Raw genomic sequence first — 9,186 nt, 5'->3', positions numbered from 1 at the left:
GGGGCTGGCCCCCGAAACGGGGTCCGGGGCGAAGCCGCCGAAGGCGGGGCCGGGGCACAGCCCCGGAACCCTGGGGGTCCAGGGGGCGCAGCCCCCTTGGCCGGGGTCGAAGGGGCGGAGCCCCTGGGGATGGGACGGGTAGGGGCGGCGGGGGCGAGGAAAGGCCCGCGCGGCTCGGGGCAGGGGAAAGCCTTCGGCCGTGCCCCCCGGTGAGGGGAGGGCACGGCCGAAGGCTTACAGGGTGACCCAGCGGTCCAGGGCGGCGCAGACGAGCAAACGGGCACGCGACCCGGCGACCGCCCGGACCCGGGCTATGTCACACGTCGAAGTACAGCTCGAACTCGTGCGGGTGCGGCCGCAGCTGCAGCGGAGCGATCTCGTTCGTGCGCTTGTAGTCGATCCACGTCTCGATCAGGTCGGAGGTGAAGACGTCGCCCTGGAGAAGGAACTCGTGGTCGGCCTCGAGGGAGTCGAGGACGGCCGGAAGCGAGGTCGGGACCTGCGGAACGCCCGCGTGCTCCTCGGGAGCCAGCTCGTACAGGTCCTTGTCGATCGGCTCGGCCGGCTCGATCTTGTTCTTGATGCCGTCCAGACCCGCGAGGAGCAGCGCCGAGAAGGCCAGGTACGGGTTGCCGGAGGAGTCGGGCGCGCGGAACTCGACGCGCTTGGCCTTCGGGTTCGACCCCGTGATCGGGATACGCATGGCCGCGGAGCGGTTGCGCTGCGAGTACACCAGGTTGACCGGCGCCTCGAAGCCCGGCACCAGACGGTGGTACGAGTTCACCGTCGGGTTGGTGAAGGCCAGCAGCGACGGCGCGTGCTTGAGGATGCCGCCGATGTAGTAGCGGGCGGTGTCCGACAGACCCGCGTAACCGGCCTCGTCGTAGAACAGCGGGGAGCCGCCCGTCCACAGGGACTGGTGGACGTGCATGCCCGAGCCGTTGTCACCGAAGATCGGCTTCGGCATGAAGGTCGCCGTCTTGCCGTTCTTCCACGCCACGTTCTTCACGATGTACTTGAAGAGCTGGAGGTCGTCGGCGGCGGCGAGCAGCGTGTTGAACTTGTAGTTGATCTCGGCCTGGCCGGCGGTGCCCACCTCGTGGTGCTGGCGCTCGACCTGCAGGCCGGCCTCGTTCAGCGCCAGGGAGATCTCGGCACGCAGGTCGGCGAAGTGGTCGACCGGCGGGACCGGGAAGTACCCGCCCTTGTAGCGGACCTTGTAACCGCGGTTGTTCTCGACGGCACCCGTGTTCCAGGCACCGGCCTCGGAGTCGATCTCGTAGAAGGCACCGTTGGCCTTCGTCTCGAAGCGGGCCGAGTCGAAGACGTAGAACTCGGCCTCGGGGCCGAAGTACGCGGTGTCGGCGATACCGGTCGACGCGAGGTACGCCTCGGCCTTCTTCGCCACGTTGCGGGGGTCACGGGAGTACTGCTCGCCCGTGATCGGGTCGTGGATGAAGAAGTTGATGTTGACCGTCTTGTCGCGGCGGAACGGGTCGACGCGCGCGGTGGACAGGTCGGCGCGGAGCGCCATGTCGGACTCGTGGATGGCCTGGAAGCCACGGATCGAGGAGCCGTCGAACGCGAGCTCCTCGGCCGGGTCGAAGGCCTCTGCCGGCACCGTGAAGTGCTGCATCACACCGGGCAGGTCGCAGAAACGGACGTCGACGAACTTGACGTCCTCGTCCGCGATGAACTTCTTGGCCTCGTCGGCGTTCTGGAACATCCAGCTCCTCCTACTCCCGACCGTCCGTGCCGGGGTGGTAGTTCGTTCGTGCGGCCAGTGCGGTGGCACACGCTGATCTCGACACTAGGGACGGGTGATTACTCGGGTGTGACCCATTTGTTTCGTTCAAGTTAACCGACCCGGCCCCTGCCCACCCCACCTGTGAGGATCCCCGTACGGGGGAAGTACGGTGGTCGGGTGGACAAGAGGCAAGCACTCGGATCGTGGCTCTCCGGCCCCCGCGCGGCCGCTGAGGACGCGGGCGTCGACTTCGGATACCCCGGTGAGCAGCTGGGTCTGCCGGAGTCCGGCTCCGGCTCGATCGCACGCCCCGGCCGACGGCTCGGAGCCCTCGCCGTCGACTGGGCTCTGTGCGTCCTGATCGCATACAGCTTGATCACCGACGGCTACGGCCAGGCGACCAGCAACTGGGCGCTGCTGATCTTCTTCCTGCTCCATGTCCTGACGGTCGGCACGGTCGGCTTCACCCCGGGCAAGCGCCTCTTCGGCATCCGCGTGGTGACCCAGGACACCGGCACGGTGAACCCCCTCCGGGCCGTTCTCCGCTCGCTCCTTCTCTGCCTCGCCATCCCGCCCCTCGTCTGGGACCGCGACGGCCGGGGCCTGCACGACCGCCTGGCGCGCACGGTGGAGCTCCGCATCTGAGGTATCTGAGCGCGCCGGGCGCGTGCCCTGCGGCCCTGACAAGCGCAAGGGGCCCGGGAACCTTCTGGTCCCCGGGCCCCGAAGTCGTTCAAGCCGGCTCAAGCCCGGCGGCCGCAACGTCACCGAAGCTTTTACCGAAGCTTCGGACCGCCCCGCGGCATCTTCATTCCCTTCGGCATGGGCCCCTTCGGCAACGGCATGTTGCTCATCAGGTCGCCCATCGCCCGCAGACGGTCATTCGTGGCGGTCACCTGGGGCCCGCTCAGAACGCGCGGCAGCTTCAGCATCGTCGTCCGAAGCTTCTTCAGCGGGATCTGGTCATCGCCGGTGCCCACGATCAGATCGTGCACGGGCACGTCCGCCACGATCCGGGTCATCTTCTTCTTCTCGGCGGCCAGCAGGCTCTTCACCCGGTTCGGGTTGCCCTCGGCGACCAGCACGATGCCCGCCTTGCCGACGGCGCGGTGCACCACGTCCTGGCTGCGGTTCATCGCCACCGCCGGAGTGGTCGTCCACCCCCGGCCGACGTTGTCGAGCACCGCGGCCGCGGCACCCGGCTGACCCTCCATCTGACCGAACGCGGCCCGCTCGGCCCGCCGCCCGAAGACGATCGCCGTCGCGAGGAAGGCGAGCAGGAAGCCGAGAATGCCGAGATAGATGGGGTGACCGATCAAGAAACCGATCGCGAGGAAGACACCGAAGGTGACGATTCCGACAGCCGCGAGTACAAGACCGATCTTCTTGTCGGCCTTGCGGGTCATCTTGTAAGTCAGGGCGATCTGCTTGAGCCGCCCGGGGTTCGCAGCGTCCGCTGCGGTTTCCTTCCTCGCCATGCCACGAAGTCTACGTGGCCCGCCAGGCGAGGACGACGGCGGTGCCGACGGCGGTTCTGACGGGGAGCGGGACGCGGTGCGGCGGAGGTCAGAGCCGCTGGGAGGTGACGGCCTCTTCGAGGACCCGCTGGGCCTCGACCCGGTCCTTGGCGCGACGGCGGTCCTCCAGGACGGAGGTCCAGGCGTTGCGGCGGGCGGTGCGCTGTCCGCCGCTCATGAGCAGCGACTCGACGGCACGGAGTGCATTGGTGAACGACGGGATCGCGGTGGCGCGGACGGGTGTGGCCTGCATGCTGGAGGTCCCCTCTCAGGGATGGCGGCTCTGGTCAGGGCTCTACGTGGTGTGAAACCAGGGTCACTGAATGGTGTTACCAGTGCGTGACCGACCGGTCAAACGCCAATGAAGCCTTGTTTTGCGGCCCTTAAACCTTGACGCGGCCCTGATGACGCCCCCTGTCTGCGGGGACGGTCAGGACCGCGTCGTATTGGCCACTACTCGACAGTAGCCGCTTGTGCGCAGATTCACACCCGGGAAGTGGCACGCAGTGCCACCACCGGTGCTGTTACGCCCGTATGCCCGTACGTCGGGTCAGACGGCCTGGGACGCCACGTACGTCCCCCGCCGCTCGACCGCCATCCGGTACAGCCGGCCGGCCCGGTACGAGGAGCGCACCAGCGGGCCGGACATCACGCCGGAGAAACCGATCTGCTCGGCCTCCTCCTTCAGCTCCACGAACTCGTGCGGCTTGACCCAGCGCTCCACGGGGTGGTGGCGGACGCTCGGGCGCAGGTACTGCGTGATGGTGACGAGCTCGCAACCGGCGTCGTGCAGCTGCCGGAGTGCGTCGCTGACCTCCTCGCGGGTCTCGCCCATGCCGAGGATCAGGTTCGACTTGGTGACCAGGCCGTAGTCGCGGGCCGCGGTGATGACCTTGAGCGAGCGCTCGTACCGGAAGCCGGGGCGGATCCGCTTGAAGATCCGGGGCACGGTCTCGACGTTGTGGGCGAAGACCTCGGGGCGGGAGGCGAAGACCTCCTCCAGCAGCTCCGGGACGGCGTTGAAGTCCGGGGCGAGGAGCTCGACCTTGGTGGGTCCGTCCGCCCGTCCGGCGGTCTGCTGGTGAATCTGTCGGACGGTCTCGGCGTACAGCCAGGCACCGCCGTCGGGGAGGTCGTCGCGGGCGACGCCGGTGATCGTGGCGTAGTTGAGGTCCATGGTGACCACGGACTCGCCCACGCGGCGCGGCTCGTCGCGGTCCAGGGCCTCGGGCTTGCCGGTGTCGATCTGGCAGAAGTCGCAGCGCCGGGTGCACTGGTCGCCGCCGATGAGGAAGGTCGCCTCGCGGTCCTCCCAGCACTCGTAGATGTTGGGGCAGCCGGCTTCCTGGCAGACCGTGTGCAGGCCCTCGCTCTTCACGAGGTTCTGCATCTTCGTGTACTCGGGACCCATTTTCGCCCGGGTCTTGATCCACTCGGGCTTGCGCTCGATGGGGGTCTGGCTGTTCCGGACCTCCAGGCGCAGCATCTTGCGTCCGTCGGGTGAGACTGCGGACACATCGGCTCCCTGTAGCTTTGATTCTTCGGCGTACACCAGGGTACGCCCGTACGGTTGTCGGCCTCCGGGGTGGGCAACCTTCGGCTTTCGGGGGACATTCCCGTCCGGAGGCGCCGGCTTTTTCCGCCCCGCCGGGCTACACCGCCGCCCGCTCCACCTCGCGCGGCTTCGGTTCCGCGTTCTCCAGCACGTCCCGCAGGTGCCGCTCCACGACCGGCAGCACACCCGGGATCGTCAGGTCGCGGCCCAGCTCGGCGGCCAGGGACGTGACGCCCGCGTCGCGGATCCCGCAGGGGATGATCCGGTCGAACCAGGAGTTGTCGGGGTTCACGTTGAACGAGAAGCCGTGCATCGTGACGCCCTTGGCCACCCGGATGCCGATCGCGGCGATCTTGCGGTCCTCGCGCCGCTGCCCGGCGTTGGAGGGCGCGTACTCGGGCCCGTTGAGGCGCGGGTCGAACTCCTCGTCGTGCAGCCGCGGGTCGAAGTCCAGGGAGAGTCCGCCGAGGGCCGGCCGCTGGTCCACCGGGTCGCCGAGCACCCACACGCCGCTGCGGCCCTCGACCCGGGTGGTCTCCAGGCCGAACTCCGCGCACGTACGGATCAGGGCGTCCTCAAGGCGCCGCACATGGGCCACCACGTCCACCGGACGCGGCAGCTTCTGGATCGGGTAGCCCACGATCTGACCCGGACCGTGCCAGGTGATCTTGCCGCCGCGGTCCACGTCGACGACGGGTGTGCCGTCGAGGGGCCGCTCGCTGTCGGCCGTACGCCGGCCCGCCGTGTAGACCGGCGGATGCTCCAGCAGCAGCACGGTGTCGGGTACCTCGTCCGCGAACCGCGCCGCGTGCACCCGGCGCTGTTCGTCCCACGCCACCTGGTACTCGACGGCCTCGGCACCGAACCCCATGCGGACGAACCGCAGCTCACTCACGGCAAGCGCCTCCCTGGATGCGCTGAAGCACTGGATGCAGGCAGTGGATGCATGCACGGCACTGGACGCATCACGCACTCATTCGTGTATTCGTCGGGCGCGCGATGCGTTCGTCATGCATGTACGCGCCTACGCCACTGTACGCCCGGCCGATTCCCGTCAGCCGAGCGACCAATCTTCACACGATCGGATGAATGGAAGGCGAAGAATGTGATCGGCCGCTCACTCTCCGCTACATTCACGCCGTTCATGAGGCCATAAGGGCTGCTCACAGGCAATCCGGGCACCTCGCCGAAGATCGGGAAGGCAGACCGCACCGCAGATGACGGAACGACCCCCGCAGCGCACCCCCAACCGCCAGCTCGCCGCCCTCATCGCAGAAGCGGGGTTCTCCAACGCGGGGCTGGCGCGCCGTGTGGACCAGCTCGGCCTCGAACACGGACTCGACCTGAGATACGACAAGACATCGGTCACCCGGTGGCTGCGCGGCCAGCAGCCCCGGGGTACGACCCCCGCACTGATCGCCGAGGTGTTCACGCGCCGCCTCGGCCGTCGGCTCTCCGCCCAGGACCTCGGTCTCGACGCGTGCGCACCCGTCTACGCGGGCCTGGAGTTCGCCGCGACCCCCGAGGAGGCCATCGACATCGTCGGCGGGCTGTGGCGCAAGGACTCCGGCAGCCACGCCGAGCTCCGGAAGATCGCGTTCACTCCGGCGGGGCTCGTCGTCCCCAGCCGGGACTGGCTGATCGGCCGGGCCGACGACCGGGTCGGACGGGGTGACCCGGCCGCCGGGCGCGTCCCCGCACAGGTCCGACCCGCCCCCAGGCTCCCGGCTCCGCCCGAACAGGGAGCACCCCCGTCCCGGCAGCGCAGTCAGACCGAGCGCAGCCCCGGCCAGCGGGTCACCGCGGGCGACATCGCGGCCCTCCGCTCGGTGGGGGAGCTCTTCCGCGCCCTCGACCACGCCTACGGAGGCGGCCACGCCCGCCAGGCCCTGGTGCGCTACCTGGAGCACGAGGCCGAGCCGATGCTGCGGGGCACGTACGGCGAGCAGACCGGCCGCCGTCTCTTCGCGGCCGCCGCGGACCTCACGCGGCTCGCCGGCTGGACCTCGTACGACATCGCCGCCCACGGACTCGCCCAGCGGTACTTCGTCCAGGCGCTGCGGCTCGCGCAGGCGGCCGGGGACCGGATGTACGGGTCGTACGTGCTCGTGACGATGAGCCGCCAGGCCGTCTACCTCGGCCACGGGCGCGAGGCCGTCCAACTGGCACGCGTGGCCCAGCAGGGCGTCGGATCGTCGGCGCCGCCCGTCGTCCAGGCGCTGCTGCACTCCGTGGAGGCGCGCGGGCACGGTGTGCTCGGCGAGGTGCGGGCCTGCACGGCCGCGCTCGTCCGGGCCGAGCGCGCACTGGAGGCGGCCCAGCCCGGAGACGAGGTGCCGTACTGGGCGCGGTTCTTCGACCAGGCCCAGCTCGCCGACGAGTTCGGGCACTGCCACCGCGACCTCCAGCAGTACCGGGCCGCGGCCCAGCACGCCGAGCGCTCCCTGCAACTGCGCGCGCCCGGCTACGCCCGCAGCCGTCTCTTCTGCCGCGTCGTCCTCGCCTCCGCCCGGCTCGGGCTCGGCGAACTCGACCAGGCCTGCCAGCTGGGCGCGGAGGCCGCCGGGCAGGCGGCCGAGATGCGGTCGGTCCGCGCGGTCGAGTACGTACGCGACTTCGAGCGCCGGCTGGAGCCGTACCGGGACGCGGCACCGGTACGGGGATACCGGGACCGGGTGGCGGCGCTCGGGTAGGGCGTGGGAGTACGGCGGCAGGGGCGCCCGGACCGACCGGGCGCCCCTGCCTCTCGGCCCACCAAGCCCTCGTCCTCACGCGGCCGTTTCGAGGGGCTCCACTCGTGAGGTCGGTTGGGTGTCCAGGTCCGTGAGGACGGCGTGGGCGGCCCGGCGGGCCGAGTGGAGGGCACCCTGGACGGTGCTCGTGTCGCGGTGGTCGCCGCAGACGTACAGACCGGCGAGCAGCCGTACGGGGCGCCGGAGGTCGTGCGGCGGGGGCATCGCGGGGACGGCCTCGGCGTCGTGGTGGACCGCGAGGAGTTCCCAGCGGGTCGTCGATGTGCCGTAGAGGCGGGCGAGTTGGGAACGGACCGTCGCATCCAGGTGGGCCGGGTCCGGGAGTGGGCCCAGCACGGTCGAGGAGATCAGTGCGCGGCCGGCCGGGGCCCGGGACGGGTCGACCTGGCTGATGACCGCCGTGTGGGAGACCGGGCCGCCGCGGTCGGCGTCCAGGAGCAACGCCGGTTCGGTGAGCGGGGGTTCGTCCGTGGTGTGGTGCAGGACCGTCACCGGGTGGAAGGCGGGGACGCGCAGACCGGGGAGGAACTCGGCGGCGGCGCGTGCGCCCGTGGCCAACAGGACGCCACGGCAGGGAAGTTCGCCGTGGTCGACGGTGGTCACGGACGTGGTGCTGATGGATGTCACCCGTACGCCCGTCCGCACGCTGCCCGGTGGGAGCGTGGCCGCGAGGAGCTCCGGGAGCGTGTCGGCGCCGCCCTCCGGGAGGCACAGTCGGCCCGTCGCGAAGGAGTGCAGGGCGAGGTCGGCACACCGGCTGGAGGTGAGGAGCGTGGGGTCGGCCAGCAGGGCGGTGAGCAGGGGGCGCAGAAAACCGTCGATGGCGCGTGCCGGGAAGCCTCGGCTCACCAGTGCCCGGGCGGTGGGGAGTTCCGTGCGCGTGAGGAGCTGCTCGGGCGGCGTGGCGGCGAGCCTGGCGAGGGCGGTGGCCAGACGGGACTGGTCCGCCAGTGTGCCGAGGGGGCCTGAACGGGGCGTGCCGGGGGCGCCCTGGGCGCGAGGTATGCGGGGGGCGCTCGCAAGGGCGCGTACGGCCGTGAGTGCGCCCCTTGGGCTTCGGGTGGTGGTCGGAGTTGTGTCGACGCGGTGAAGGTGTCCGCCCGCGTGCAGCAGGAGGGCCGGCGAGAAGGGGTGCAGCACCAGGGCGTCCAGGGCCGGGATGCGGGCGAGTTCCGGGTACGACATCGACAGCAGCGGGGCCGTGCGGTCGAGGCGGAAGCCGTCGACCTTCTCGGTGGCCATGCGGCCGCCCACGGCGGGGGCGGCCTCCAGTACGGTGACGCTCAGTCCTGCGCTGGTCAGATGGTGGGCGGCCGCGAGGCCGGCGACCCCGGCTCCCACGACGATGACGTCCACGGTTTCCGTTTGGTGCGCCGACTCAAGCACGTGCCCCTCCCGAGGTCGCGCGGCTGCTGGAGACGTCATGCCCCCAACCGGCTTCTGGAATACCCGAGTTCCGCGATGAGGGTAGGTGGCCGGGCGGCCGGGAGGAGTCGCGCGTCGCCCTCGCACGGACGCATGGGGGGCGCGTTCGGTGCTTCCACCGGTGCGGCTCGGGAGGTTTCGCCCCCGCCGCCCCTACCCGTCCCATCCCTGGGGCTGCCGCCCCAGACC

8 protein-coding genes are annotated in these 9,186 nt (G+C 70.5%); 2 read left to right on the top strand and 6 right to left on the bottom strand.

From position 1 onward, the window contains the following. Nucleotides 1-316: 316 nt before the first annotated feature. On the bottom strand, nt 317-1,726 hold the full coding sequence (gene glnA, locus FPZ41_RS41850) for a type I glutamate--ammonia ligase (RefSeq protein WP_152869537.1): 1,410 nt from the start codon (nt 1,724-1,726) through the stop codon (nt 317-319). 198 nt (nt 1,727-1,924) lie between these two features. On the opposite strand from glnA, the gene FPZ41_RS41845 reads away from it, so the two are divergent. Next, nucleotides 1,925-2,392: an RDD family protein gene (locus FPZ41_RS41845; RefSeq protein WP_131567937.1), complete on the top strand. Its 468-nt coding sequence runs from the start codon at nt 1,925-1,927 to the stop codon at nt 2,390-2,392. A 131-nt stretch (nt 2,393-2,523) separates the two neighbouring features. On the opposite strand, the gene FPZ41_RS41840 is transcribed toward FPZ41_RS41845, so the two are convergent. From FPZ41_RS41840 to lipB, 4 genes are all read right to left on the bottom strand, one after another. Beyond that, nucleotides 2,524-3,225, bottom strand: coding sequence for a DUF4191 domain-containing protein (locus FPZ41_RS41840; protein WP_152869533.1), 702 nt, complete (start codon nt 3,223-3,225; stop codon nt 2,524-2,526). Nucleotides 3,226-3,313: 88 nt separating this feature from the next. Then, nucleotides 3,314-3,517, bottom strand: coding sequence for an SCO2195 family GlnR-regulated protein (locus tag FPZ41_RS41835; RefSeq protein ID WP_152869531.1), 204 nt, complete (start codon nt 3,515-3,517; stop codon nt 3,314-3,316). Nucleotides 3,518-3,814: 297 nt separating this feature from the next. Beyond that, the gene (lipA, locus tag FPZ41_RS41830) at nt 3,815-4,780 is read right to left on the bottom strand and encodes a lipoyl synthase (protein ID WP_322621414.1); all 966 of its coding nucleotides are present in this window, start codon (nt 4,778-4,780) and stop codon (nt 3,815-3,817) included. Between the two features lie 136 nt (nt 4,781-4,916). Beyond that, the gene (gene lipB, locus FPZ41_RS41825) at nt 4,917-5,714 is read right to left on the bottom strand and encodes a lipoyl(octanoyl) transferase LipB (RefSeq protein ID WP_322621413.1); all 798 of its coding nucleotides are present in this window, start codon (nt 5,712-5,714) and stop codon (nt 4,917-4,919) included. Nucleotides 5,715-6,036: 322 nt separating this feature from the next. On the opposite strand from lipB, the gene FPZ41_RS41820 reads away from it, so the two are divergent. Further along, nucleotides 6,037-7,512 (top strand): regulator, encoded by a 1,476-nt coding sequence (locus FPZ41_RS41820; protein WP_152869529.1) that lies wholly within the window; start codon nt 6,037-6,039, stop codon nt 7,510-7,512. 75 nt (nt 7,513-7,587) lie between these two features. Here FPZ41_RS41820 and FPZ41_RS41815 read toward each other — a convergent pair whose 3' ends face one another. After that, the gene (locus tag FPZ41_RS41815) at nt 7,588-8,958 is read right to left on the bottom strand and encodes an NAD(P)/FAD-dependent oxidoreductase (RefSeq protein WP_322621412.1); all 1,371 of its coding nucleotides are present in this window, start codon (nt 8,956-8,958) and stop codon (nt 7,588-7,590) included. Between the last annotated feature and the right edge of the window lie 228 nt (nt 8,959-9,186).

Origin of the sequence: Streptomyces acidicola (assembly GCF_009377235.1) — a bacterium.
GTDB lineage: Bacteria > Actinomycetota > Actinomycetes > Streptomycetales > Streptomycetaceae > Streptomyces > Streptomyces acidicola.
The sequence above is the reverse complement of the archived record's forward strand: the minus strand, read 5'-3'. Positions and strand labels throughout refer to the sequence as shown.

Excerpts from the sequence above, each read along its gene's own strand:
- glnA (WP_152869537.1), bottom strand. The coding sequence starts at position 1,726 with ATGTTCCAGAACGCCGACGAGGCCAAGAAGTTCATCGCGGACGAGGAC.
- FPZ41_RS41820 (WP_152869529.1), top strand. The coding sequence starts at position 6,037 with ATGACGGAACGACCCCCGCAGCGCACCCCCAACCGCCAGCTCGCCGCC.
- FPZ41_RS41835 (WP_152869531.1), bottom strand. The coding sequence starts at position 3,517 with ATGCAGGCCACACCCGTCCGCGCCACCGCGATCCCGTCGTTCACCAAT.
- FPZ41_RS41840 (WP_152869533.1), bottom strand. The coding sequence starts at position 3,225 with ATGGCGAGGAAGGAAACCGCAGCGGACGCTGCGAACCCCGGGCGGCTC.